Raw genomic sequence first — 24,404 nt, 5'->3', positions numbered from 1 at the left:
GTCCGCCCGGCCCCCGGTCGGGGGAGACGACCACCCCCGTCCGGGGGTGGTGAGACCTGGGTCACTGTTTACATGATGTTAGGCGACCGCTCGGTAATGAGGAGGGCACATGTCGGCAACCAGCGCGACCGAGACGTTCCGGGCCGCCCGGGACTTCCTGCTGGAGCACCGCGAGGACTACGAGCGGGCGTACGCCGGCTTCCGATGGCCCCGGCCTGACCACTTCAACTGGGCCCTGGACTGGTTCGACGTCATCGCCGAGGGCAACGACCGCACCGCCCTGCACATCGTCGAGGAGGACGGCCGGCGCACCGAGGTGTCCTTCGCGGAGATGTCCGAGCGCTCCGCACGGGCCGCCAACTGGCTGAAGGCGCAGGGCGTACGGGAGGGCGACCGCGTCCTCGTGATGCTGGGCAACCAGGCCGAGCTGTGGGAGACCGCGCTCGCCGCGATGAAGCTGCGCGCCGTCGTCATCCCCGCCACCCCGCTGCTCGGCCCCGCCGACCTGCGCGACCGGGTGGAGCGCGGCCGGGTGCGCCACGTGCTGGTGCGGGACGCGGACACCGCCAAGTTCGACGAGGTCCCCGGCCGCTACACCCGGATCGCGGTGGGGGAGGAGGTGGCGGGCTGGCGCTCGTACGCCGGCGCGTCCGAGGCGTCCGCCGTGTTCACGCCCGATCGGGAGACCGACGCCGACGAGCCGCTGATGCTCTACTTCACCTCCGGCACCACCGCCAGCCCCAAGCTGGTCGAGCACACCCACGTGTCGTACCCCGTGGGCCACTTGGCGACGATGTACTGGATCGGTCTGAAGCCCGCAGACGTCCACCTGAACATCTCCTCGCCCGGCTGGGCCAAGCACGCCTGGTCCAACCTCTTCGCCCCCTGGACCGCCGAGGCCACCGTCTTCATCTTCAACTACACCCGGTTCGACGCGGGCCGTCTGATGGCCGAGATGGACCGCTCCGGCGTCACCAGCTTCTGCGCCCCGCCCACCGTCTGGCGCATGCTCATCCAGGCGGACCTGAGCCGGTTGAAGACCCCGCCGCGCGAGGTCGTCGCGGCCGGGGAGCCGCTGAACCCGGAGGTCATCGAGACGGTCCGGCGGGAGTGGGGCGTCACCATCCGGGACGGCTTCGGCCAGACGGAGACCGCCGTCCAGGTCGCCAACAGCCCCGGACAGCTCCTCAAGACCGGCTCCATGGGCCGCCCGAGCCCCGGCTTCACCGTCGAACTGCTCGACCCGGTCACCGGACAGCCCGGAGCGGCCGAAGGAGAGATCTCGCTCGACCTGGCCGACCGCCCCGCCGGTCTGATGACGGGCTACCACGGCGACCCCGACCGCACCGCCGAGGCGATGGCCGGCGGCTACTACCGCACCGGGGACATCGGCGCCCGCGACGAGGACGGCTACATCACCTACGTCGGCCGCGCCGACGACATGTTCAAGGCGTCCGACTACAAGATCTCGCCGTTCGAGCTGGAGAGCGCCCTGCTGGAGCACGAGGCGGTCGCCGAGGCCGCCGTCGTGCCCGCCCCCGACCCGCTCCGCCTCGCCGTCCCGAAGGCGTACGTCGTGCTGGCGGAGGGCTGGGAGCCGGGCCCGGACATCGCCCAGGCCCTCTTCCGGCACTCCCGGCAGGTCCTCGCCCCGTACAAACGCATCCGCAAGCTGGAGTTCGCGGAGCTGCCCAAGACCGTGTCGGGCAAGATCCGCCGCATCGAACTCCGCGAGCGCACCGCACTCGGCGGCGGCGTCGAGTTCGACGAGGGGGACCTGAAGTGAGCCTGCCCGCCCCCGAGAAGCTGTCCTACGCCCATGGCGTCGGCTCCACCCCGCTGCTCGGCGACACCATCGGCCGCAACCTCGACCGCGCGGTCGCCGCGCACGGCGACCGCGAGGCCCTGGTCGACGTGGTCTCGGGCCGCCGCTGGACGTACGCGGAGTTCGGCGCCGACGTGGACGTGCTGGCCCGCGCCCTGATGGCGTCCGGGGTGGCGAAGGGCGACCGGGTCGGCATCTGGGCGGTCAACTGCCCCGAATGGGTGCTCGTCCAGTACGCCACCGCCCGCATCGGGGCCGTCCTGGTCACCGTCAACCCGGCCTACCGCGCCCACGAGGTGGAGTTCGTCCTCAACCAGGCGGGCGTCTCCCTGCTGGCCGCCTCCCTCTCCCACCGCACCAGCGACTACCGTGCCCTGGTCGACCGGGTCCGCGCCGACTGCCCCGCCCTGCGCGCCGTCCACTACATCGGCGATCCGAGCTGGGACGAACTGATCGCCGCCGCGCCCGCCGTCAGCGGTGAGCAACTGGCCGCCCGCGAGGCGGAACTGTCCTGCGACGACCCGATCAACATCCAGTACACCTCGGGCACCACGGGCTTCCCCAAGGGCGCCACCCTCTCCCACCACAACATTCTCAACAACGGCTACTTCGTGGGGGAGACGATCGCCTACACGGAGGAGGACCGGATCTGCATCCCCGTGCCCTTCTACCACTGCTTCGGCATGGTGATGGGCAATCTCGCGGCCACCTCGCACGGCGCGTGCATGGTGATCCCGGGCCCCTCCTTCGAGCCCGCCGCCGTGCTGTCCGCCGTCCAGAGAGAGCGCTGCACCTCGCTGTACGGGGTGCCCACCATGTTCATCGCGGAGCTGGACCTGCCGGAGTTCGCGACGTACGACCTCTCCACGCTGCGCACCGGCATCATGGCCGGCTCCCCCTGCCCGGCCGAGGTGATGAAGCGGGTCGTCGCCGAGATGCACATGGCCGAGGTGTCGATCTGCTACGGGATGACGGAGACCTCCCCGGTCTCCACCCAGACCCGCCGCGACGACGACCAGGAGCGCCGCACCGGCACGGTGGGCCGCGTGCTGCCGCACATCGAGGTCAAGGTCGTCGACCCGGCCACCGGCGTCACGCTGCCGCGCGGCGGCGCCGGTGAACTGCGCACCCGGGGCTACAGCGTGATGCTGGGCTACTGGGACCAGCCCGAACGCACCGCCGAAGTCGTCGACGCGGGGCGGTGGATGCGCACGGGGGACCTCGCGGTGATGCGCGAGGACGGGTACGTCCAGGTCGTCGGCCGGATCAAGGACATGATCATCCGGGGCGGCGAGAACGTGTATCCGAGGGAGATCGAGGAGTTCCTGTACGGCCATCCGAAGATCGCCGACGTCCAGGTGGTCGGGGTGCCGGACGAACGGTACGGCGAGGAGATCCTGGCCTGTGTCATCCCCCGCGACCCGGCCGACCCGCCGACCCTGGAGGAGGTGGCGGCGTTCTGCCGGGAGCGGCTGGCGCACTACAAGATCCCGCGCAGGCTGCGGGTCCTCGCGGCCTTCCCGATGACGGTCAGCGGGAAGGTCCGCAAGATCGAGCTGCGGGAGACCTACGCGGAACGAGCGGACCCGGCGCGGCGCGTGGAAAGGCGGTGACCCCGTAGAGGACGGGGTCACCGCGGGTGAACGCGGTCCGTACGCCGGAGCGGGTCAGGCGGCTTCGATGATGTCGGGGTCGCCCCGGGTCGCCGCCGCCCACTCGATGAGCAGCACCTCGTAGGTCGCCGCCGACGCCTCGGACCAGTCGGTTCCGGTGGCGTCGACGAGTGCGCGGATCGCCTCGTTGGCCAGCTCGGCGGCGGGCGCGGGACGGGCGGCTGAGGAGGAGCTGTCCGGGAGTAAAGCCATGCGCACAGCTTACGCGCCACCACCGACAGCTACCGTCTCCGAAGCGCCGGACGCCTCCGAAGTGTCCGGAAGAAGCTGTGGCCGTGCGACCGTTCGTGCGTTCTTCGGCGGGGGGACGGCGGCCAGTTCCCGGCGCATGCAGACGCGTGGCCAGCGGTCCAGGCCGTGCTGGGCCTCCTCGCCGCGGATCGTCCGCAGCCCGTCGGTGAGTTCTTCCTCACGCAGGACCCTGAAGCCGATCCGGGCGTAGTACGGGGCGTTCCACGGCACGTCGGTGAAGGTGGTCAGGGTGAGGGCCGTCATCCCGCACCGGGCGGCCACGCCGGCGAGGTGGGCGATCAGGTCCCGTCCGATGCCCCGGCGTGCGGCGGCGGGGTCGACCGACACCTGCTCGATGTGGAGGGCGTCGTCGACGGGGTCGGCGAGCACATAGCCGAGCGGCCGGTCGCCGGTGGCGGAGAGGGGGTCGGTGGCCACCCAGCAACGGCCTGCCTGCCGGTAGCTCTCCAGCAGGTCCAGCGGGGGCGGGTCGTCGTCGGCCACGAAGGCCATGCCGAGGGCGCGGAACGGTTCCCCTGCGGCGCGCTCGATGTCCTGGAGTACCGGGAGATCCGAGCGTCTGGCGGAGCGGATACGCATGCACTCAGTGTGCCGCGCCGGAGCCCGGACCGGTACGCGAGGCGCAGGATTCCGGCTCCCGGCGGCGGGGCCGAAACCGTGCCCCGAACGCCGGTCAGGCGCCGGCGCCGACCAGCTCGTCGGCCGGGCCGTTCACCGGCTGGGGGACTCCGGCGAGGTCCAGGACGAAGAGGGGGAGCCCGACGCCGTCCGCCCGGGCCCGCGCGTCGGCCGCGTACCCCGCGAGGGAGAAGAACACCCCGGCCGCCGACGCGCCCAGCGCGTTGAGCCAGAGGGTCTCGACCGCGCGCAGGGCGGCCGGAAGGGTGCTGGAGTCCACGCGCGCGACGACCCGGTCGCCCCGCAGGTCGATCCCCGAGGCGGGGCCCGCGCCGGGCCGGCCGACGTCGCGGTAGCCCAGCCAGGTCAGGTACCGCCCGGCCGCGGTCACCGCGTCGTGGCCGGTGCGGATCACCGTCGGGCGGAACGCCGGACGCGGGCGGGCGGCGGTGCGCGGCAGCGGGATGTGGGCGGGGGAGACCGGCTCGTCCCGCACCGGCGGGGTGGCCGCGGGGCGCACCGGCAGGCGCAGGACGGTCCCGCACGGGCAGCACAGCTCGGGCTGCGGCCACTGGTCCTCCCGGGCGCAGGACGCGCAACGCACGGTGACCCAGGCGTCGTTCCAGCTGCGGTGGAGGACCCGGACCGCCGGGGCGCCGCGCAGCAGCGGCGGGGCGGTGGGCTCACCGCACGGGCAGGGGTAGGCCGGGGCGCTGTAGGCGTGGTCCCGGCCGCAGACGGGGCACCGGACCGGCACGGACTCCACGTTCACCTCCCTCCGGCACGGACCCGCGACCGACCGCGCTCCGCGCCTCCCTCGTGACGCCATCGTCCACCAGGAGGGGGGTGCCGGGGAGGGGAACGGCGGACTCCGCCCCGGGCGCACGGTCCCTTCCGGCCGTCCGCGGGCCCGTCCCGCCCTTGACGGGGGGCCACCCAGGTTTTAGATTGCTTCCGTATAACAGAAGTAAGTTTCCGTAATGCGGAATTGGTGCTCTCAGGTGGCGCGACAGAGCCCGACTCCACCAATCCCGAGCAGGAGCTTCCATGCCTCGTATGACCGCTGCCCGAGCGGCAGTTGAGATCCTGAAGCGCGAAGGCGTCAGCAACGCGTTCGGCGTTCCGGGCGCGGCGATCAACCCCTTCTACGCGGCCCTCAAGGCCGCCGGCGGGGTCACCCACACGCTGGCCCGGCACGTGGAGGGCGCCTCCCACATGGCGGAGGGCTACACCCGGGCCGCGGCGGGCAACATCGGCGTCTGCATCGGCACGTCGGGCCCGGCGGGCACCGACATGATCACCGGGCTGTACTCCGCCATCGCCGACTCCGTCCCGATCCTGTGCATCACCGGCCAGGCGCCGACCGCCGTCCTGCACAAGGAGGACTTCCAGGCCGTCGACATCGCCTCGATCGCGAAGCCGGTCACCAAGGCGGCGACCACCGTCCTGGAGGCCGCGCAGGTCCCCGGCGTCTTCCAGCAGGCATTCCACCTGATGCGCACCGGCCGCCCCGGCCCGGTCCTCATCGACCTGCCGATCGACGTCCAGCTCACCGAGATCGAGTTCGACCCCGACCTGTACGAGCCCCTGCCGGTGCACAAGCCCGCCGCCTCCCGCAAGCAGATCGAGCGGGCCGTGGCGATGCTGAACGCCTCCGAGCGCCCGGTCCTCGTCGCGGGCGGCGGCATCATCAACGCCGACGCCTGCGATCTCCTCGTGGAGTTCGCTGAGCTGACCGGCGTCCCCGTCGTCCCGACCCTGATGGGCTGGGGCATCCTCCCCGACGACCACGAGCTGAACGCCGGCATGGTGGGCCTGCAGACCTCCCACCGCTACGGCAACGCGAACTTCCTGGAGTCCGACTTCGTCCTCGGCATCGGCAACCGCTGGGCCAACCGCCACACCGGCAAGCTGGACGTCTACACCCGGGGCCGCACCTTCGTCCACGTCGACATCGAGCCGACCCAGCTCGGCAAGATCTTCGCCCCGGACCTCGGCATCGCCTCCGACGCCAGGGCCGCGCTGGAACTCTTCGTCGAGGTGGCGCGCGAGCTGAAGGCCGCGGGCGAGCTGAAGGACCGTACGGCCTGGGCCGCCTCCACGCAGGAGCGCAGGGCGGCGCTCCAGCGGCGCACCCACTTCGATGACGTGCCGCTCAAGCCGCAGCGCGTGTACGAGGAGATGAACCGGGCGTTCGGCCCCGAGACCCGTTACGTCACCACGATCGGGCTCTCCCAGATCGCCGGCGCGCAGATGCTGCACGTCTACCGGCCGCGCCACTGGATCAACTGCGGCCAGGCCGGCCCGCTGGGCTGGACGATCCCGGCCGCGCTGGGCGTCGCCACGGCGGACCCGGAGGGCACGGTCGTGGCCCTCTCCGGCGACTACGACTTCCAGTTCATGCTGGAGGAGCTGGCCGTCGGCGCCCAGCACCGCATCCCGTACGTCCACGTGCTGGTGAACAACTCCTACCTCGGGCTCATCCGCCAGGCGCAGCGCAACTTCGACATCGACTTCCAGGTCAACCTGGAGTTCGAGAACCTCAACTCCCCGGAGCTGGGCGTCTACGGCGTGGACCACGTCAAGGTCGTCGAGGGGCTGGGCTGCAAGGCGATCCGGGTCACCGAGCCGGACCAGCTGCTGCCGGCGTTCGAGGAGGCGAAGAAGCTGGCGGCGGAGTTCCGGGTGCCGGTGGTGGTCGAGGCCATCCTGGAGCGGGTCACGAACATCTCGATGAGCGGGAGCGACATCGCCTCGGTGAACGAGTTCGAGGATCTGGCCACGGACCCGTCCCACGCCCCGACCGCGATCCGCCCGCTGTCGGTCTCCTGACGGCCGGGCCGCCCACCAGGCCCCTGGTCCGGAGCCACCCTCCGGACCAGGGGCCCTTTCGCGTGCCGTGCCCCCCGGCCCGCGCGGTGTCCGGGGCCCGCGGAGGCCGGCCCTGGAGCATCTTGTCCGGGGGCGGAACCCCGGGGCGGGCGGGCCCGGACGCTCGGGACGGGAAGCCGGGTGTCCCTCGACGCGGGGTGCGGCCCCGCCCCCCCGGGGGTCCGTCCTCGAGCGCCGGACGGTCGGGGATCGTGCGGCCCCGCCCCGGCGGGGGTTCCGCCGTCGAGCGCCGGACGGGGCGGAACGGCGCGCTCCCGCCGCCGCACGGGCGCGGGCGGGCCGTGGCGAACGGGTGCGGGCACGCGGAAGGGCGCGGAGTACGGGACCGTATCCGTACTCCGCGCCCTCGTTCACCGGGTGACAGGGACCGCGGCGGCGGCGATCGGCCCGGGGGAGGGCGTCTCCTTCAGGTCAGGAGACGGTCCCCGGTCCTTCACCACCGCACTGGCATCGCTCGACCGCCGCGGCCTCGTCGTCCTGCCCGTGCCGCGCGGCACCCCTCATCCGGGTGCGCGGCAGGGGCAGGGGCCTGGGAGGCTCAGTCCTCGCGCAGGGCGCGGACCGCCTCCTCCACGCGCCTGCCGTAGTCGGCGTCGGCGGCGTGGAAGTGGGCGAGGTTCTTCTCGATCACGTCGTCGCGGGTGACCTGGGAAAGGCCCCCGGCGATGTTCGCGACCAGACGGCCCTTCTCGTCCTCGGACATGAGCCGGTACAGCTCGCCCGCCTGGAAGAAGTCGTCGTCCTTGCTGTGCGCGGGCGCCTCGTGCGTTCCCGTCCAGCCGTGGACCGCGAGCGGGGAGGACAGCGCCGCGTCGGTCTGCGCCGGACCGGCGTACGAGTTGGGCTCGTAGTTCTTGTCGTGGCGCGAGCCGTAGCGGGTCGCGTGGAGGCCGTCGCGGCCGTAGTTGTCGACCACGGGGGTGCGCGGCGCGTTCACCGGCAGCTGGGTGTGGTTGACGCCCAGGCGGTAGCGGTGGGCGTCCGCGTAGGCGAACAGCCGGCCCTGGAGCATCTTGTCCGGGGAGGGCCCGATGCCGGGCACGAAGTTGTTCGGGGAGAACGCGGCCTGCTCGACCTCGGCGAAGACGTTGTCCGGGTTGCGGTTCAGGACCAGGCGGCCGACCCGCTGGAGCGGGTAGTCGGCGTGCGGCCACACCTTGGTGAGGTCGAACGGGTTGAACCGGTAGTCCGCGGCCTCGGCGGCCGGCATCACCTGGACGTACAGCGTCCAGGACGGGTTGACGCCGCGCTCGATGGCCTGGAGCAGGTCCGTCTGGTGCGAGTCGGCGTCCTTTCCGACGAGCTCGGCGGCCTGCTCGGCGGAGAGGGAGCGCACGCCCTGGTTCGTCTTGAAGTGGTACTTGACGAAGAAGGCGTCGCCCTTCGCGTTCGTCCACTGGTAGGTGTGCGAGCCGTACCCGTTCATGTGGCGGTACGAGGCGGGGATGCCGCGGTCGCCCATCAGCCACGTGACCTGGTGCGTCGCCTCGGGGGAGTGCGCCCAGAAGTCCCAGACGTTGTCCGGCTCCTGACGGCCCGTGAAGGGGTCGCGCTTCTGCGAGTGGATGAAGTCGGGGAACTTGATCGGGTCCTTGATGAAGAACACCGGGGTGTTGTTGCCGACCAGGTCGTAATTGCCCTCGTCCGTGTAGAACTTGAGGGCGAAGCCGCGCGGGTCGCGGACCGCGTCCGCGCCGCCGAGCGAGTCCGCGACCGTGGAGAAGCGGATGAACGTCTCGGTGCGCTTGCCCACGGCGGACAGGAAGTCGGCGCGGGTGAAGCCGGTGACGTCGTCGGTGACCTCGAAGTAGCCGTACGCGCCGGAGCCACGGGCGTGCACCACGCGCTCCGGGATGCGCTCACGGTTGAAGCGGGCGAGCTTCTCCAGGAGGTGCTGGTCCTGGAGGAGGAGCGGCCCGCCGGCGCCGGCGGAGGCGGAGTTCTGGTTGTCGGCGACCGGGGCGCCTGACTCGGTCGTGAGCACACGCTTAGCCATGTGGCGGGATGACCTTTCGTACGAGCTGCTGACGGCTTGTGGAGCGTAGATTCGCCGCTGAGCAACGTCAACAGTTTGTTGAAAACGAAGTATGGGGTTCCGGGCCGCGGCAGCGCCTGGGCGCGACAGGACAGGTGTCAGCGCCGCCGCGACCCGGAGTTCACTGGCCTCTTCGAGGAGGCGTCCCCCGCGCGGGGCCGGGGGGTCAGACCTGGGAGCCGGACAGCCGCTCGACCGAGCGCAGCAGCGCCGAGTGGTCCAGCCCGCCGTCGCCCTGGGCGCGCAGCGAGGCGACCAGCTGGGCGACCACGCCGCCGACGGGCAGGGCCGCGCCGACGTTGCGGGCGGCGTCCGTGACGATGCCCATGTCCTTGTGGTGCAGGTCGATCCGGAAGCCGGGGGCGAAGTCCCGCTTCAGGAAGTTGTCCTTCTTGCGGGTCAGCACGGTCGAGCCGGCCAGACCGCCGTTGAGCACGTCGAGCGCGGCGGCGAGGTCCACGCCGGACTTCTCCAGGAAGACCACGGCCTCGGCGCACGCCTGGATGTTGACCGCGACGATGAGCTGGTTGGCGGCCTTCACCGTCTGGCCGGAGCCGTGCGGACCGCAGAGCACGATCGTCTTGCCGAGCGCCTCCAGCAGCGGCTTGGCGGCGTCGAAGTCGGCCTGCTCGCCGCCGACCATGATGGACAGGACCGCCTCGACGGCGCCCGCCTCGCCGCCGGAGACCGGTGCGTCCAGGACCCGGATGCCCTTCTCCGCCGCGTTCTCGGCCAGGTCGATCGAGGTCTGCGGGGTGATGGAGGACATGTCCACCAGCAGCGCGCCGCGCCTCGCGTTCTCCAGGATGCCGTCCGGCCCGTAGGCGATGGCCTCGACCTGCGGGGACGCGGGCACCATCGTGATGACGACGTCCGCGTCCTTCACCGCGTCCGCGATCGAGGAGGCGCCGGCGCCGCCGGCCGCGACCAGCCGGTCGATCTTGTCCTGCTCCAGGGTGTATCCGGTGACGGAGTAACCGGCCTTGACCAGGTTCTCGGACATGGGGGAGCCCATGATGCCGAGACCGATCCACGCGACCTTCGGGAGGTTGTTGCTCATGAGGGTGCCTTCCTGGAAAACGTGTGTACGTGAGGGGGTCGGGCGGGCCCCCGAGGCCGCCCCTGCCCGTGCGCGGCCGTCAGCCGGTCAGCGGTCCGCCCGGGCCGATGCCGGGAGCCAGTCGAACGCCTCCGCGCTCGGCCGGTCGCCCGGCTTGTACTCCAGGCCGACCCGGCCCGTGTACCCGGCGGCCTTCAGCTCGTCGAGCAGCCGCTCCAGCGGGAGCGAACCGGTACCCGGCGCGCCGCGCCCCGGGTTGTCGGCGATCTGGACGTGGCCGGTCCTGGCGGTGTACGCCTTGATCACCTGGCTCAGGTCCTCGCCGTTCATCGACAGGTGGTAGAGGTCCAGCAGGAACTTGGCGTTCCCGAGGCCCGTCGCCGCGTTGACCTTGTCGACGACCTCGATCGCGGCCGGTGCGCCGACCAGCGGGTAGAGCGGCGACTCGGGCTTGTTCAGGGCCTCGACGAGCAGGATCGCCCCGATCCGGTCCGCGGCGCGGGCGGCCAGGACCAGGTTCTCCAGCGCGAGCGCGTCCTGGACCTGCGGGTCGGCGCCCTCGACGCGGTTGCCGTACAGCGCGTTGAGCGCCGTGCAGCCCACCGAGGCGGCGAAGTCGGCCGCCACCTCGATGTTGGCGCGGAAGCGGTCCGACTCCTCACCGGGCACGGAGAGCGCGCCGCGGTCGGGGCCGGGGAGCCGTCCGGCGTAGAAGTTCAGCCCCACCAGCCGGGTGCCGGCCTCGTCGAGCGCCTTCTTGAGGGCGTCGAGCTCGGCCTGCGGCGGGGTGGGGGTCTCGATCCAGGGCCACCACAGCTCGACCGCCGTGAAGCCGGCCGCGGCGGCTGCCGCGGGGCGCTCCAGGAGCGGGAGTTCCGTGAAGAGGATCGAAAGGTTCACATCGAAGCGCTGGTCCGGGTATCCCATGAGGATGTCGGCGCTCCTTCCGTATTGCGGAAGTTTCTTTCTGCTTAACGGAAGATTGCCCGGCGGGCGGCGGGGCTGTCAAGAGGTGCCGGTGAAATCGCTCCGCCTGTCGCCCGCCTCCGGGGCCCGCCCCCCGCTGCCGCCGCGGGCGGGCCCCGCGCGGACCGGGGCGGGAATCCGTCCAGCGGCTACAGTCGTGGCCGAGCCGCGGGGGCCCGCACCCGGGGCGCGGACACCATGGAGGCACAGTGCGCTTGAGGGTGGAATTCACCACCGAGCCGTTCGATCTCGACGAGGCGCCCACCCACGCGGTGGTGGCCCGCGAGGTGATCCAGGCCGCCGAGCTGGACGCCGTCGACGTCGGCCCCTTCGGCAACACCGCGGAAGGGGGGGCGGACGAGGTGCTCACCGCCGTGGACTCCCTGCTGCGCCGGGCCCTGGCCGCGGGCGCCACCCGGGTCTCGCTCCAGGTGAACGTGATCGAGGGGGACGCGCCGTGACCGGGCCCGTCGATCACCCCCCTGCCGCCGACGTCCCCTCTCCGGCGGCGGGCCGCCTGCCGGCCGGGCTCGACCATCCCCTCGTGGCGGCCGTGAAGCCGCTCGTCGACGCGATGGGCGCGGAGCTGCTGGGGCCGGACCGGGCCGAGCAGGACGACGTCGTCCTCGCCTGGGAGGGGAGGGACGTCGTGGCCGTACGGCTTCCCCAGCTCTCCGACTCGCTGGACCACATCCTCGCCGCGATGGAACGGCGGCACGGGATGCCGCTCGCCGACCTGGACCGGAAGGCCAAGCAGTCCGTCGTCCGGATGCTGGAGGCGCGCGGCGCCTTCTCGGTGCGGCACGGCGTGGAGACGGTCGCGGGCGCTCTGGGCGTCTCCAGATTCACCGTGTACAACTACCTGAACCGGGAACATGCGGCCAAGGGCGAGTAGTTGGCCGACCGCAGGGGAAAGCCGCCGTCCGCATGCCGGGACGGCGGCTTTCTTCGTTCGCGAGATTTCAACAAACTGTTGACGTCGTGTTGTCGAGGGCGTTAGCTATCCGCAGCCCGAACAACGCACAGCGAAAAACAGCCACGGAGGCTCCCGTGACGTCGAGCTCCACACCGGGCCTCACCCGGTTCAACGCCCTGGCGGACGGCGAGGCCACCCCCGTACTGCACGAGGTGTGTGCCAGTGCGACCTGGGGAAGCACCATCCTCGCCGGGCGCCCGTACGCCACCGAAGAAGCCCTGCTCGCCGCGAGCGACGCCGCCACCGCGCGGCTCACCGCGGCGGACCTGGCCGACGCGATGGCGGGCCACCCGCCGATCGGCCGCCCGAAGCCCGGCGACCCGACCTCCTCCCGCGAGCAGCGGGGCATGGCCGGCGCCTCCGAGGAGCTCAAGACCGAGATGCTCGAACTGAACCTGGCCTACCAGGAACGGTTCGGACACGTCTTCCTGATCTGCGCCACCGGAGCCACCGGCGAGCAGATGCGCGACGCGGTGAAGACCCGGATCGGGAACACGCCCGAGCGGGAGCGGGAGATCGTGCGCACCGAACTGGGCAAGATCAACCGCATCCGGCTGACCCGTCTCGTGACGGAGGCCCTCGCAGAGGACGCTCCCGCACAGGACTCTTGAGATCGAGGAGAGTGACGGTCTTGAGTACCGACACGACCGCATCGGTGTCCACCCACATCCTGGACACCAGCATCGGCCGCCCCGCCGCGTCCGTCGCCGTCTCGCTCGCCGCCCGCGGCGGAAGCGACGCACCGTACGTCACGCTCGGAGCCTCCGCCACCGATGCGGACGGACGTTGCAAGGACCTCCCGGCCCTGCCGGAGGGAACCACCCACGTACGCCTCGACTTCGACACCGAGACGTACTTTTCCAAGAAGCAAGCCGAGGCGCAGCAGGACGCCCCCCGCGTAAGGGACAGCGGCGCGTTCTTCCCCGAGGTGACCATCGCGTTCGCGGTCGTCCCGGGCGAGCACTACCACGTACCGCTGCTGCTCAACCCGTTCGGCTACTCCGTTTACCGAGGGAGCTAGCACCGACATGCCCACGATTCTCGGCCAGAACCAGTACGGCAAAGCAGAGAACCGCGTCGTCAAGATCGTGCGGGACGGCGACACCCACCACATCAAGGACCTGAACGTCTCGGTCGCCCTCTCCGGCGACATGGACGACGTCCACTACTCCGGCTCCAACGCCAACGTCCTGCCGACCGACACCACCAAGAACACGGTGTTCGCGTTCGCCAAGGAGCACGGGATCGAGTCCGCCGAGCAGTTCGGCATCCACCTCGCCCGGCACTTCGTCACCTCGCAGGAGCCCATCCACCGCGCCCGCATCCGGATCGAGGAGTACGCCTGGGAGCGCATCGCGACCTCCGACGGCAACTCGAAGTTCATCGGCGCCGACGAGGTCAAGCACTCCTTCGCCCGCAAGGGCCAGGAGACCCGCGTCACCCAGATCACCTATGACGGCGAGAGCTGGGAGGTCGTCTCCGGCCTCAAGGACCTCACCGTGATGAACTCGACCAACTCCGAGTTCTGGGGCTACGTCAAGGACAAGTACACGACGCTGAAGGAGGCGTACGACCGCATCCTGGCGACCGACGTCTCCGCCCGCTGGCGCTACAACTGGACCAGCGACGAGCAGTCCATGCCGAACTGGGAGAAGTCCTACGAGCAGGCGCGCAAGCACATGCTCCAGGCCTTCGCCGAGACGTACTCCCTCTCGCTCCAGCAGACCCTGTACCAGATGGGTTCGCGGATCATCAACAGCCGCAGCGAGATCGACGAGATCCGCTTCTCGCTGCCGAACAACCACCATTTCCTGGTGGACCTCGAACCGTTCGGCCTCAAGAACGACAACGAGGTCTACTTCGCGGCGGACCGTCCCTACGGTCTGATCGAGGCCACCGTGCTCCGGGACGGCGTCGAGCCGAAGATCCCGGTCGACATGACCAACCTCTGACGCGGTGCTGAACCGGCCGCCGCCCGCCCGCAGACGGGCGGCGGCCGGTCACCCGGAGGGAACACCCATGGCACAGCCTGCAACGGGGCCGGCCGAAGGCCCAGGCAAAGACCCCTCGAAAACCCTCGCCGGCACGGCAGTCCACCCGGTCGACGAGAAGCTTCCGCCGGCGCGGCTCGTCCCCGCCGCACTCCAGCACATCGCCGCCATGTACGCGGGCGTCGTCACCCCTCCGCTGATCATCGGCCAGGCCGTGGGCCTGGACACCGCCGGCATGACCCGGCTCATCGCGGCGAGCCTCCTGATCGCCGGACTCGCCACCGTCCTGCAGACCGTCGGGCTCGGCCGCTTCGCGGGCAACCGGCTCCCCTTCGTCAACGCGGCCTCCTCCGCCGGGATCGCACCGATGCTCGCCATCGCCGAGACCAGTGCGCCGGGACGCCAACTCCCCGCGATCTACGGGGCGGTGATCGTCGCAGGCGTCTTCTGCCTGGCGGTCGGACCGTTCTTCGGCCGACTGCTGCGCTTCTTCCCGCCCCTGGTCACCGGGGTGGTCATCACCCTCATCGGCGTCACCCTCATGCCCGTACCGGTCGCCTGGGCGCAGGGCGGCGACGCCACCGCCGACGACTTCGGCGCCATGAAGTACCTGGCGCTGGCAGCCTTCACCCTCGCCGTGATCCTGTTCATCCAGCGCTTCGGCCGCGGCTTCCTCAAGCAAGTGGCCCTGCTCATGGGGATGTTCGTCGGAACGCTGGCCGCCATCCCGTTCGGCATGGCCGACTTCTCCGCGCTGAGGTCCGCGCCGCTGGCCGCCCTGCCGACCCCCTTCGCCTTCGGCGCACCGGAGTTCCAGCCCGCCGCGATCCTCTCGCTCTGCATCGTCATGCTGGTCCTGATGACGGAGTCGTCGGCCGGGATGCTGGCCCTCGGCGAGATCTGCGACCGCCGCACCGACGGGCGCACCATCACCCGCGGACTGCGCACGGACGGCATCGCCACCCTCCTCGGCCCCGTCTTCGGCTCCTTCCCCACCAGCGCCTTCGCCCAGAACGTCGGCGTCGTCTCGCTGACCCGGGTCCGCAGCCGGTACGTCGTGGCGGCGGCGGGCGGAGCGCTCCTGGTCCTCGGCGCCTTCCCGGTGCTCGGCGCGGTCGTCTCGCTCGTCCCGATGCCCGTCCTCGGCGGCGCCGGCATCGTCCTCTTCGGCTCCATCGCGGTCAGCGGCATCCGTACGCTCGCCGAAGCCGGCCTCGACGACAGCTCCAACATCATCCTGGTCGCCGTCGCGCTCGGCGCGGGCATCATCCCGCTCGCCGCGCCCGCCTTCTACGCCGGGTTCCCGGCCTGGGCGCAGACCGTCCTCGGTTCCGGGATCAGCGCGGGAGCCCTGGTCGCGGTCGTGCTCAACCTGTTCTTCCATCATCTCGGCACCCACAGCCGCACCGCTGTGGCACTCAAATCCTCCTAGGGTCCTGCCGTGCCCGCATCGCCACAGAGAGAAGAAGGAAGCGCCATGGCAGCTTCGGCAGACCCTCAGCGCATCGTCATCGAGAACTGTTCGATCGCCACCGTCGACGCCCACGACACCGAGTACGCCTTCGGGCACATCGTGGTGGCCGGCAACCGCATCGAGTCCATCGGCGCCGGCAGGGCGCCCGAGGGGCTCACCGGGGTCGTCCGGCGCGTCGACGCCACCGGGCACCTCGCCACCCCCGGCCTGGTCAACACCCACCACCACTTCTACCAGTGGATCACCCGGGGCCTGGCCACCGACCACAACCTCTTCGACTGGCTGGTCGCCCTCTACCCGACCTGGGCGCGCATCGACGAGCCGATGGCCCGCGCCGCCGCACAGGGCTCGCTCGCCATGATGGCCCGCGGCGGCGTCACCACCGCCATGGACCACCACTACGTCTTCCCGCGGGGCTCCGGCGACCTGTCCGGCGCGATCATCGGCGCCGCCCGCGAGATGGGCGTACGGTTCACCCTCGCCCGGGGCTCCATGGACCGCGGCGAGAAGGACGGCGGCCTGCCCCCGGACTTCGCCGTGGAGAGCCTGGAGGGCGCGCTCGCCGCCACCGAGGCCACCGTCGACGCCCACCACGACGCCTCCTTCGACGCCATGACCCAGGTCGCCGTCGCCCCCTGCTCGCCCTTCTCCGTCTCCACCGAACTGATGCGCCAGGGCGCGGAGCTGGCCCGGCGCAAGGGCGTACGGCTGCACACCCACGGTTCGGAGACCGTCGAGGAGGAGCAGTTCTGCAAGGAGCTGTTCGGGATGGGGCCGACCGACTACTTCGAGTCGACCGGCTGGCTCGGCGACGACGTGTGGATGGCGCACTGCGTCCACATGAACGACTCCGACATCGCCGCCTTCGCCCGTACGGGCACCGGCGTCGCCCACTGCCCCTCCTCCAACGCCCGCCTCGCCGCCGGGATCGCCCGCGTCCCCGACATGCTCGCCGCCGGGGTGCCGGTCGGCCTCGGCGTGGACGGCACCGCCTCCAACGAGTCCGGCGAACTCCACACCGAGCTGCGCAACGCCCTGCTCATCAACCGTCTCGGCGCCCACCGCGAGAAGGCCCTCGACGCCCGCCAGGCCCTGCGCCTCGGGACCTTCGGCGGAGCCCGGGTGCTGGGCCGCGCCGACCAGATCGGCTCCCTGGAGGCCGGCAAGCTCGCCGACCTCGTCCTGTGGAAGCTGGACACCCTGGCCCACTCCTCGATCGCCGACCCGGTGACCGCGCTCGTCTTCGGCGCGGCCGCCCCGGTGACCCTCTCCCTCGTCGACGGCGAACCGGTCGTCGAGGACGGCCGCCTCACCACGGTGGACGAGGACGCCATCGCCCGTGACACCCGCGACGAGGCCCGCCGCCTCGCGCGGATCGCCGCCGGAGCCTGACCCCGCGCGGCCCCCCCCGCCGGAGCCCGGCTCCGCGCGGACATCCCCGACCGGCCGGTCGAGGGGGACGGCCCGAGACCGGCCGCCGTGGACCCGAGCGGGGTCCGCGGCAGCCGGTCCGGCGGGCGCACGCCCAGCGCGCGCCCGCCGGACCGGTGATGAACGCTGCCCGCGCCCACCTCCGCGTGCGCACCCCGTACCCCCTTCTGCACGACCTGCACCACCTGAGAGAGCCGCAAGCCCCACCGCACCACTTACGCACCACCTCCCTGAACCCCACGTCGCCGACGACGTGTAACCGACCGGAGGAACCGCCGTGGCCGCTAAGCCCAGGTTTCGCAAAGACGCAGATCCAGCCGCCCCCGACGTGACGGACGACGCCGCCGCAGAAGCAGAAGCAGCAGTGGACGGCCGGAAGCATCCGGTCGACGAGACCCTCCCCCCGCTGAAGATGTTCACCAGCGGCCTCCAGCACGTGGCCGCCATGTACGCGGGTGTGGTGGCCCCGCCGCTCATCGTGGGGCCGGCCGTCGGCCTCACCGCCAAGGAGACCGCCTTCCTGATGGGGGCGAGCCTGTTCACCGCGGGGATCGCCACCCTGCTCCAGACCATCGGCTTCTGGAAGGTCGGCGCCCGGCTGCCCTTCGTCAACGGCGTCTCGTTCGCCGGCGTCGCCCCGATGATCGCGATAGGCAAGGACCGGGGACACGACGGGATAGCCGTCATCTTCGGCGCGATCATCGTCGCGAGCCTCCTCGGCTTCGTCCTCGCCCCGTACTTCTGCAAACTGGTGCGCTTCTTCCCGCCCGTCGTGACCGGCACCGTGATCACCCTGATCGGCGTCTCACTCCTCCCGGTCGCCTTCAACTGGTCGCAGGGCGGCAACGCGAAGGCCGACGACTACGGCTCGATGACCAACATCACCATGGCCGCCGTGACCCTGGTGATCGTGCTGGCCCTGCGCAAACTCCTGCGCGGCTTCCTCCAGCAGATCGCGATCCTGCTCGGCCTGATCATCGGCACGCTCCTCGCCATCCCCGCGGGCATCACCGACTTCGGCGCCATCAAGGAGGCCGACGTGGTCGGCTTCCCGACGCCCTTCGCCTTCGGCGCCCCGCAGTTCGAGGTCGCCGCCATCATCTCCATGTGCATCGTGATGCTGGTCTGCATGACCGAGTCCACCGCGGACATGCTGGCCCTCGGAAAGATCGTGGACCGCCCGGCCGACGAGAAGATCATCGAGGGCGGCCTGCGCGCCGACACCCTCGGCAGCGCCATCAGCCCGATCTTCAACGGCTTCATGTGCAGCGCCTTCGCCCAGAACGTCGGCCTCGTCGCCATGACCAAGATCCGCAGCCGCTTCGTCGTCGCGGCGGGCGGCGTGATCCTGATCCTGCTCGGCCTCGTCCCGGTCGCCGCCTCGGTCATCGCCCTCGTACCGCTGCCGGTCCTCGGCGGTGCGGGCATCGTCCTGTTCGGCACGGTCGCGGCCAGCGGTATCCAGACCCTGGCCACCGCCGCCCTGGAGAAGGGCGAGAACGCCCTGATCGTGGCGGCGGCCGTGGGCATCGGCCTGATCCCGATCGCCGCGCCGCAGTTCTACCACGCCTTCCCCGAGGACCTGCTGGTCGTCCTCGACTCGGGCATCTCCACCGGCTGCGTGGTGGCGATCGTGCTGAACCTCGCCTTCAACCACTTCGGCCGCAAGCCCGACCCGGCGGACGAACCCCCGGTGCACGGCGAGCACGTGGTCCCGGCCGCCGCCGGCGTGGGCGTGCACTGACCCGCGTCCGGCCGCTCGGCCGCGGGCCCGTCCGGCCCGGTGGGGCCCCGCCCGGGGCTCCACCGGGCCGGACGGCGCGCTCCGGCTCCTCGCCCGCCCCCGCGAGCCGACCCGCTCCCGTCGCCTGTAGCGTCGGGGGCATGGAAGATCAGTCTGTCGTGGATGTCGGCGATGTGCGCCTCGCGTACCGGTCCTGGGGCGATGCGTTCGGCTCGCCCGTCGTGCTGCTGCACGGCCTCGGCGGTTCGTCCGCCGACTGGGAGGCGGCCGGCGCCCTGCTGGGCCGGGAATGGCGGGTCCACGCCCTGGACCTGCGCGGCCACGGCGAGAGCGACTGGCCCGACGACTACGACCTGGAGCTGATGGCCGAGGACGTCGTCGGCTTCCTCGACGAACTGGAGCTGGACCGGGTCGGCCTCGTCGGCCACGGCATGGGCGGCGTCGTCGCCCGGCTGGTCGCCCAGGAGCACTCCGACCGGGTGGAGCGGCTGGTGCTGCTGGAGACCCCGGCCCCGTTCCCGGGCGACCCGGGCCCGGCGGGGCGGGCGGAGGGCCCCGTGGACTACGACGAGAACGCGGTGCCCGCCGTACGCGACCAGCTCGCCGACCCCGGCCCGGACGCGGACGAGGGCCTCGGCGACATCGTGTCCCCGACGATGATCATCACCGGGGGGCCGGAGAGCACGATGGAGCAGCACCGCCAGGCCGACGTGGCCTCCCTGATCCCGGACTGCCGGCTGGTCACCGTCCCGGGCGGCCACCGGATGCACGAGACCCGGGCGGACCAGGTGGCCGCGCACGTCACGGAGTTCTTCACCAGCTGACGGCGTCCGCCCTCCCGGCCCCGTACAGGTCTTCGCCCGGCCGCCCCGGCTCGTCGCTCAGCGGTCCGGCCGCCAGTCCGGGCGCCGGCCGCTGAGGGCGATCACCCGGTCCAGCAACGGGGCGTCGTCCTCCACCGCGACCGGCGGCCCGAAGACGCCGTCGCCCTCGGAGCCGTCCGGGCCCGCGGTATCCCCGGGCCCCGTCTCCGGCGGGGTGAGCAGCGCCTCGCAAGCCCGCAGTTCGGCCTCGCCCGCCGCGTAGGGCTGCCGCGTCGAGCGGGCCAGGTCCCAGCCGTGGACGAGGAGTTCGTTCAGCGCGACCACCCCGGCCACCTCACCGGGCAGCTCCACCCCGCCCGCCCGGGTCGTGCCCGTCCAGGCGTCGGGGGAGCGCCAGGCCGCCGCCACCTCCTCCAGGCGCCGGGGCAGCGCCTCGCGCCAGTCGTCGTCGAGGACGGGAAGGGCGGCGTCCGGGGAGACGGCGGTACTCGCCCCGAGGTCCTTCCGGGCGGCGTCACGGAAAGCGGTGGCCAACCCGGCGAGGTGGCCCAGCAGCTCCCGTACGGTGTAGTCCGGGCAGGGGGTCGGACCGTCCAGCAGGCGGTCGTCGACCGCGTCGAGCAGTCCGACGACGCGCCGGGCGGCCGGCTCCAGACCGGGAAGGGCGGCGGCGTCCGGTACGGCGTTGTCACGAGTGTCCATACAGGGGAGACCCGGTCGCCACCGAGAACTCATCGGCCCGCGCCCCACGGCTTCCCGCACCGCCTCCGGGCGGTGCGCGCGCCCCCGCACCGCGGATGGTTCCCGCCGGCCTCTTGTCGCTGACCCCCACGCCATGACATACAGGTCTGGACCATTGCTGTCCGGATGGAAGGCACCACCGTGCAACGCCCCCACATATCTGCCGCGTTGGCCTGCTCCGCCCTCTTGCTCGCCCCCCTCCTCTCCGCCTGCGGCGGCTCCGCCGAAGCCGACACGCAGCCGCCCGGCGCCCCCCGGGGCGTGACCGCCCAGGCCAGCAGCTCCACGTCGGTGCACGTGATGTGGAAGGCCGCCTCCGACGACGAGAAGGTCGGCGGCTACGAGGTCTACCGGGGAAAGACCAAGGTCAAGAGCGTCCCGGCGACGAAGACCATGATCGACGTGGGCGGCCTGGCCGCCTCGACGGACTACACCTTCAGCGTACGGGCCAAGGACACGGCCGGGAACCTCTCCGAGCCCAGCGAGGTCGTCCCCGTCACCACCCAGGCCACCCCGCCCCAGGACGACGAGCCGCCCACCGCCCCGGCGAAGCTGACGGGCCGGGCGGACGGGAGCCGGACCGCCACCCTCACCTGGGGCGCGGCCAAGGACGACGTCGGCGTCACCTCGTACGACATCTACCAGGAGGACTCCCGGATCCACAGCGTGCCCGCCTCCGAGACCGGGGCGAAGCTCACGGGGTTGCGCCCGGGGACCGTCTACACCTTCACCGTCCGGGCCCGTGACGCCTCCGACAAGTCCTCGGCCGACAGCAACGCGCTCGACCTCACCACCGAGTCCGCCCCCGGCGCCCCCGCCAGTACCGCGCCCACCGGCCTGCGGACCGAGGTGGCCGAGGGGGGCTCCCGGTTCACCCTGGACCTGTCCTGGGACCAGCCCGAGACGGGCGGACCCGTTCCCGCCTACCAGCTGTACCTGAACGGCAGGCTGACCACCACCATCGTCTGGGGCGGGACGCCGCCCGAGGGACGTGCCACCTACCGGCTCGACCTCGCCGACCCGCCCGGCACCCGCTACTCGGTGAAGCTCAGGGCCAAGCTCCCGGACGGCACCTGGGGCGACTTCTCGGCCCAGCGGACGGTCGTCCTGCCGGGCTGACACGCCACGGGCACGATCACGGCCACGGGCACAGGCCCGATCACGGCCTCAGCCACGGGCACAGGCCCGATCACGGCCCCGGGCCCGATCACGGCCACGGGCGTGTCCGGCCGTGGCGCCCCCCGGGCCGCCGTTCCCCAGGCGTGCGGCGGCCCCCGCCCTGTGATCCCTTGGTATCCGAGGACCGGCGGACCGAAGGGGCAGGACCATGGACCTGGGAGACGACCCGAGCGGACGGGCCGCCGCGCCGTGGGCCCGGCCGCCCGCCCGGCCGGCGCCGCCGCCCGGCGCCCGGGGGCGGACGGCCCCGCCCCGGGCGGCACAGCCGCCGCCCGCCGCGCTCGCCCCGGAAGGGGCCGGTCCGCGCCGCCGTCCCGGGCGGCCCCCGGGGGTGTCCCGGCGCTGCCGGGTCACCCGTCCGGAGCCCCCGCCCCCGCCCGGAATCCCGGCCGCCGCCCCCACCGGCAGCCGGCACGTCCCGGGCCCGGCATGAGCGGCGCGGCCGGGACGAGGCCCGCCCCGGAGGAGGAGCCCCCGGCCGGCCGGACGTTCACCTTTCCCAGCGCCCTCACGGTCCTGGCGATCGTCACCCTCGCCGTCTGGGCGCTGGCCTTCCTGATCCCGCCCGGCGCCTACGACCGCGACGGGGAAGGGGCCCCCGTCCAGGGCACGTACCACCGGGTCGACTCCGGGCAGAGCTTCGTCGACCGCCTGAACGACCTCTTCCTCTCCCCGGTCAACGGGCTGTACGGCGTCCAGGACGCGGAGACGGGGAAGGTCGGCCCGGACCTGGCCGGCGAACTGTACGGCAGCGCGGGCGTGTTCCTCTTCGTCCTCGCCATCGGCGCGTTCATCACCGTCGTGTTCGCCACCGGCGCCCTGGACCGGGGGATCGGCCGCCTCGCGCACCGGCTGCGCGAGCGGGGCGCCCTGCTCATCGCCGGCGTCATGCTGGTCTTCTCCCTCCTCGGCACCGTGGAGGGGTTCGCGGAGGAGACGCTCGGCTTCTACGGCCTGATCATCCCCCTGATGCTGGCGCTCGGCTACGACCGCATGGTGGCGACCGGCACGATCATCCTCGGTGCGGGCGTCGGGGTCCTCTGCTCCACGGTGAACCCCTTCGCCACCGGGGTCGCGTCCTCCGCCGCCGACGTCTCGCTGGGCGACGGCATCGTGCTGCGCGCGATCATGTGGGTGGTGCTGACGGCGGTGACGATCGCCTACGTCGTCCGGTACGCGAACCGGGTCCGCGCGAGCCCCGGACGCTCGCTCTCCGGCTTCCTGCCCGGCGACCGGGAGCACGACGCGGCCCGGGCGGCGGAGCCCCCGGAGCTGACCGGGCTCCACCGCGCCGTCCTCGTCCTGGTCGCCCTGGTCTTCGGTTTCATGATCTTCTCCGTGGTCCCCTGGGCCGGCGCGCTCACGGGCGACGCCGACGCCACCCCCTACGGCTTCGAACTCGGCTGGTCCTTCTCCCATCTGGCCGCCCTGTTCCTGGTCGCGGCGGTCCTGGTCGGCGCCGTCGCCCGGTTCGGGGAGCAACGGCTCAGCGCGACGGTCGTCCGGGGCGCGGCGGACTTCATCTCCCCGGCCCTGGTCATCGTGCTCGCCCGCGGCGTCACCGTCATCATGAACAACTCGCAGATCACCGACACCGTGCTGCACTCCATCGAGGGCGTGGTCTCGGGCGCCCCGTCGGCGCTCTTCGCGGTCTTCGTCTTCCTCGTCAACCTCCCGCTCGCCTTCCTCATCCCCTCCACCTCCGGCCACGCCACGCTCGCGATGCCGATCCTGGCCCCCCTCGCCGACTTCGCGGGCGTCTCCCGCGCGACGGCCGTCACGGCGTGGCAGGCGGCCAGCGGGTGGATGAACCTCTGGGCGCCGACGACGGCGGTCACCATCGGCGGGGTGGCGCTCGCGAAGATCGGCTACGACAGGTACCTGCGGTTCGTCTGGCCGCTGCTGGCGATCCTGGCGGTCCTGATCTGCGGGTTCATGGCCCTGGGCGCGATGTGGGGCTGAGGGGCGGCGCGGTGCGGCCCTGAGAGGGGTTGGGCGGGCGGGGGACCATACGTCATCCTGGGTCGGCGGCGACGCCGCCGAGGCGACGAGCACGGGGGTGCGGCACCACGATGGTTCCGGGAACAGCGGGGCAGTTGACCATTCTGCTGATCCTCGTGCTGCCCGGATTCTTCTACCAGGCGGTGCGGGAGCGGCTGCGCGGCTCCCTCGCCAGTGAACAGGAGCCGCAGAACCGGCTGGTGCGCGCCATCGCCGCGGGCGCCCTGCTCGACATCGTCTACGCGGTGATCGCGGGGCCCCGGCTGGTGCGGCTGCTCGCCGGGGGAGGGGAGGGCCCGGTCGCCGGTGTGCTGCGGCAGCCGCGCGAGGCGGGACTCGCCGCGCTGCTGCTGATCGTCGCCGCACCCTCGGCGCTGGCCTGGGCGGAGGCGTCCTGGCGGCGTCGGCGCGCCCGGGCCCGGTACGAGCCGACGCCGACCGCCTGGGACGCCCTCTTCCAGGACCGGGGGTCCTGCTTCGTCCGCGTGCGGCTCAAGAGCGGTCTGTGGGTGGGTGGTTGGCTGGGCTCGCGATCTGCCGTCTCGGCCTACCCGCAACCGGGCGACCTCTATCTGCAGGCCCAGTACCGGATGGGGTCCGACGGCACGTTCCTCGGTAAGGTGCCCGGCACGGGGGGCGTGTACGTACGCGCGGTCGATGTGGATGTTCTGGAAGTGCTGCTGCCGCCGACGGCGCCGGCGGCCGGAGGGAGTGACTGACCG

22 protein-coding genes are annotated in these 24,404 nt (G+C 72.2%); 15 read left to right on the top strand and 7 right to left on the bottom strand.

Annotation, left to right across the window (positions count from 1 at the left end):
• Positions 1-109: 109 nt before the first annotated feature.
• Positions 110-1,786, top strand: coding sequence for an AMP-binding protein (locus AMK24_RS09150; RefSeq protein WP_073766955.1), 1,677 nt, complete (start codon positions 110-112; stop codon positions 1,784-1,786).
• Positions 1,783-3,438, top strand: a complete 1,656-nt coding sequence (locus tag AMK24_RS09145; RefSeq protein WP_199876404.1) for an AMP-binding protein — start codon at positions 1,783-1,785, stop codon at positions 3,436-3,438. Before AMK24_RS09150 ends, AMK24_RS09145 begins: the two co-directional genes overlap by 4 nt.
• 54 nt (positions 3,439-3,492) lie before the next feature.
• Here AMK24_RS09145 and AMK24_RS09140 read toward each other — a convergent pair whose 3' ends face one another.
• From AMK24_RS09140 to AMK24_RS09130, 3 genes are all read right to left on the bottom strand, one after another.
• Positions 3,493-3,690: a hypothetical protein gene (locus tag AMK24_RS09140; protein WP_073766954.1), complete on the bottom strand. Its 198-nt coding sequence runs from the start codon at positions 3,688-3,690 to the stop codon at positions 3,493-3,495.
• Positions 3,691-3,699: 9 nt separating this feature from the next.
• Positions 3,700-4,329, bottom strand: a complete 630-nt coding sequence (locus AMK24_RS09135) for a GNAT family N-acetyltransferase (RefSeq protein WP_073766953.1) — start codon at positions 4,327-4,329, stop codon at positions 3,700-3,702.
• Between the two features lie 94 nt (positions 4,330-4,423).
• Entirely contained in the window at positions 4,424-5,134 is a 711-nt protein-coding gene (locus AMK24_RS09130; protein WP_073768703.1) for a hypothetical protein, read from the bottom strand.
• 281 nt (positions 5,135-5,415) lie between these two features.
• On the opposite strand from AMK24_RS09130, the gene gcl reads away from it, so the two are divergent.
• The gene (gcl, locus tag AMK24_RS09125; RefSeq protein WP_073766952.1) at positions 5,416-7,200 is read left to right on the top strand and encodes a glyoxylate carboligase; all 1,785 of its coding nucleotides are present in this window, start codon (positions 5,416-5,418) and stop codon (positions 7,198-7,200) included.
• A 598-nt stretch (positions 7,201-7,798) separates the two neighbouring features.
• On the opposite strand, the gene AMK24_RS09120 is transcribed toward gcl, so the two are convergent.
• The 3 genes from AMK24_RS09120 to AMK24_RS09110 form a co-directional block, all read right to left on the bottom strand.
• On the bottom strand, positions 7,799-9,256 hold the full coding sequence (locus tag AMK24_RS09120; RefSeq protein ID WP_073766950.1) for a catalase: 1,458 nt from the start codon (positions 9,254-9,256) through the stop codon (positions 7,799-7,801).
• Positions 9,257-9,461: 205 nt separating this feature from the next.
• Positions 9,462-10,355 (bottom strand): 2-hydroxy-3-oxopropionate reductase, encoded by an 894-nt coding sequence (locus tag AMK24_RS09115; RefSeq protein ID WP_073766948.1) that lies wholly within the window; start codon positions 10,353-10,355, stop codon positions 9,462-9,464.
• Between the two features lie 87 nt (positions 10,356-10,442).
• Positions 10,443-11,282: a TIM barrel protein gene (locus tag AMK24_RS09110; protein ID WP_073766947.1), complete on the bottom strand. Its 840-nt coding sequence runs from the start codon at positions 11,280-11,282 to the stop codon at positions 10,443-10,445.
• 248 nt (positions 11,283-11,530) lie between these two features.
• Here AMK24_RS09110 and AMK24_RS09105 point away from each other — a divergent pair, with 248 nt between their 5' ends.
• The 9 genes from AMK24_RS09105 (at position 11,531) to AMK24_RS09065 (ending at position 19,761) form a co-directional block, all read left to right on the top strand.
• Positions 11,531-11,782, top strand: coding sequence for a thiamine-binding protein (locus AMK24_RS09105; protein WP_073766946.1), 252 nt, complete (start codon positions 11,531-11,533; stop codon positions 11,780-11,782).
• 113 nt (positions 11,783-11,895) lie between these two features.
• Positions 11,896-12,216 carry a helix-turn-helix domain-containing protein gene (locus AMK24_RS09100; RefSeq protein ID WP_073768701.1) on the top strand — a complete coding sequence of 107 codons (321 nt, stop codon included), beginning with the start codon at positions 11,896-11,898 and terminating at the stop codon, positions 12,214-12,216.
• A 155-nt stretch (positions 12,217-12,371) separates the two neighbouring features.
• Entirely contained in the window at positions 12,372-12,908 is a 537-nt protein-coding gene (gene uraD / locus AMK24_RS09095; protein ID WP_073766945.1) for a 2-oxo-4-hydroxy-4-carboxy-5-ureidoimidazoline decarboxylase, read from the top strand.
• 20 nt (positions 12,909-12,928) lie between these two features.
• Positions 12,929-13,318 (top strand): hydroxyisourate hydrolase, encoded by a 390-nt coding sequence (uraH, locus tag AMK24_RS09090; protein ID WP_073768699.1) that lies wholly within the window; start codon positions 12,929-12,931, stop codon positions 13,316-13,318.
• A gap of 7 nt (positions 13,319-13,325) precedes the next feature.
• Complete coding sequence (gene pucL / locus AMK24_RS09085) at positions 13,326-14,249, top strand: factor-independent urate hydroxylase (protein WP_073766944.1); 924 nt, start codon at positions 13,326-13,328, stop codon at positions 14,247-14,249.
• A gap of 67 nt (positions 14,250-14,316) precedes the next feature.
• On the top strand, positions 14,317-15,720 hold the full coding sequence (locus tag AMK24_RS09080) for a nucleobase:cation symporter-2 family protein (protein WP_073766943.1): 1,404 nt from the start codon (positions 14,317-14,319) through the stop codon (positions 15,718-15,720).
• A gap of 45 nt (positions 15,721-15,765) precedes the next feature.
• Complete coding sequence (locus tag AMK24_RS09075) at positions 15,766-17,154, top strand: 8-oxoguanine deaminase (RefSeq protein ID WP_073766942.1); 1,389 nt, start codon at positions 15,766-15,768, stop codon at positions 17,152-17,154.
• Between the two features lie 316 nt (positions 17,155-17,470).
• Positions 17,471-18,937: a nucleobase:cation symporter-2 family protein gene (locus tag AMK24_RS09070; protein ID WP_073766941.1), complete on the top strand. Its 1,467-nt coding sequence runs from the start codon at positions 17,471-17,473 to the stop codon at positions 18,935-18,937.
• A 140-nt stretch (positions 18,938-19,077) separates the two neighbouring features.
• Positions 19,078-19,761 carry an alpha/beta fold hydrolase gene (locus tag AMK24_RS09065; protein WP_073766940.1) on the top strand — a complete coding sequence of 228 codons (684 nt, stop codon included), beginning with the start codon at positions 19,078-19,080 and terminating at the stop codon, positions 19,759-19,761.
• A 57-nt stretch (positions 19,762-19,818) separates the two neighbouring features.
• Here the strand turns inward: AMK24_RS09065 and AMK24_RS09060 are convergent, their stop codons facing one another.
• Positions 19,819-20,463, bottom strand: a complete 645-nt coding sequence (locus AMK24_RS09060) for a TIGR03086 family metal-binding protein (protein WP_073766939.1) — start codon at positions 20,461-20,463, stop codon at positions 19,819-19,821.
• Positions 20,464-20,628: 165 nt separating this feature from the next.
• Between AMK24_RS09060 and AMK24_RS09055 the strand changes: the two genes are divergently transcribed.
• From AMK24_RS09055 to AMK24_RS09045, 3 genes are all read left to right on the top strand, one after another.
• Complete coding sequence (locus AMK24_RS09055; RefSeq protein ID WP_073766937.1) at positions 20,629-21,621, top strand: fibronectin type III domain-containing protein; 993 nt, start codon at positions 20,629-20,631, stop codon at positions 21,619-21,621.
• 489 nt (positions 21,622-22,110) lie between these two features.
• Entirely contained in the window at positions 22,111-23,643 is a 1,533-nt protein-coding gene (locus tag AMK24_RS09050) for a YfcC family protein (protein ID WP_073766936.1), read from the top strand.
• 134 nt (positions 23,644-23,777) lie between these two features.
• A complete protein-coding gene (locus AMK24_RS09045; protein WP_242435112.1) occupies positions 23,778-24,401 on the top strand; it encodes a DUF6338 family protein in 624 nt (207 codons plus the stop codon).
• Positions 24,402-24,404: the final 3 nt, after the last annotated feature.

This window comes from Streptomyces sp. CB02366, from assembly GCF_001905905.1.
Taxonomy (GTDB): Bacteria; Actinomycetota; Actinomycetes; order Streptomycetales; family Streptomycetaceae; genus Streptomyces.
The sequence above is the reverse complement of the archived record's forward strand: the minus strand, read 5'-3'. Positions and strand labels throughout refer to the sequence as shown.

What these genes read in the sequence shown, in the direction of transcription:
- AMK24_RS09150 (WP_073766955.1), top strand. Translation starts at nt 110, where the DNA reads ATGTCGGCAACCAGCGCGACCGAGACGTTCCGGGCCGCCCGGGACTTC.
- AMK24_RS09140 (WP_073766954.1), bottom strand. Translation starts at nt 3,690, where the DNA reads ATGGCTTTACTCCCGGACAGCTCCTCCTCAGCCGCCCGTCCCGCGCCC.
- AMK24_RS09135 (WP_073766953.1), bottom strand. Translation starts at nt 4,329, where the DNA reads ATGCGTATCCGCTCCGCCAGACGCTCGGATCTCCCGGTACTCCAGGAC.
- gcl (WP_073766952.1), top strand. Translation starts at nt 5,416, where the DNA reads ATGCCTCGTATGACCGCTGCCCGAGCGGCAGTTGAGATCCTGAAGCGC.
- AMK24_RS09120 (WP_073766950.1), bottom strand. Translation starts at nt 9,256, where the DNA reads ATGGCTAAGCGTGTGCTCACGACCGAGTCAGGCGCCCCGGTCGCCGAC.
- AMK24_RS09115 (WP_073766948.1), bottom strand. Translation starts at nt 10,355, where the DNA reads ATGAGCAACAACCTCCCGAAGGTCGCGTGGATCGGTCTCGGCATCATG.
- AMK24_RS09110 (WP_073766947.1), bottom strand. Translation starts at nt 11,282, where the DNA reads ATGGGATACCCGGACCAGCGCTTCGATGTGAACCTTTCGATCCTCTTC.
- AMK24_RS09100 (WP_073768701.1), top strand. Translation starts at nt 11,896, where the DNA reads ATGGGCGCGGAGCTGCTGGGGCCGGACCGGGCCGAGCAGGACGACGTC.
- pucL (WP_073766944.1), top strand. Translation starts at nt 13,326, where the DNA reads ATGCCCACGATTCTCGGCCAGAACCAGTACGGCAAAGCAGAGAACCGC.
- AMK24_RS09080 (WP_073766943.1), top strand. Translation starts at nt 14,317, where the DNA reads ATGGCACAGCCTGCAACGGGGCCGGCCGAAGGCCCAGGCAAAGACCCC.
- AMK24_RS09075 (WP_073766942.1), top strand. Translation starts at nt 15,766, where the DNA reads ATGGCAGCTTCGGCAGACCCTCAGCGCATCGTCATCGAGAACTGTTCG.
- AMK24_RS09065 (WP_073766940.1), top strand. Translation starts at nt 19,078, where the DNA reads ATGGAAGATCAGTCTGTCGTGGATGTCGGCGATGTGCGCCTCGCGTAC.
- AMK24_RS09060 (WP_073766939.1), bottom strand. Translation starts at nt 20,463, where the DNA reads ATGGACACTCGTGACAACGCCGTACCGGACGCCGCCGCCCTTCCCGGT.
- AMK24_RS09055 (WP_073766937.1), top strand. Translation starts at nt 20,629, where the DNA reads ATGGAAGGCACCACCGTGCAACGCCCCCACATATCTGCCGCGTTGGCC.
- AMK24_RS09050 (WP_073766936.1), top strand. Translation starts at nt 22,111, where the DNA reads ATGAGCGGCGCGGCCGGGACGAGGCCCGCCCCGGAGGAGGAGCCCCCG.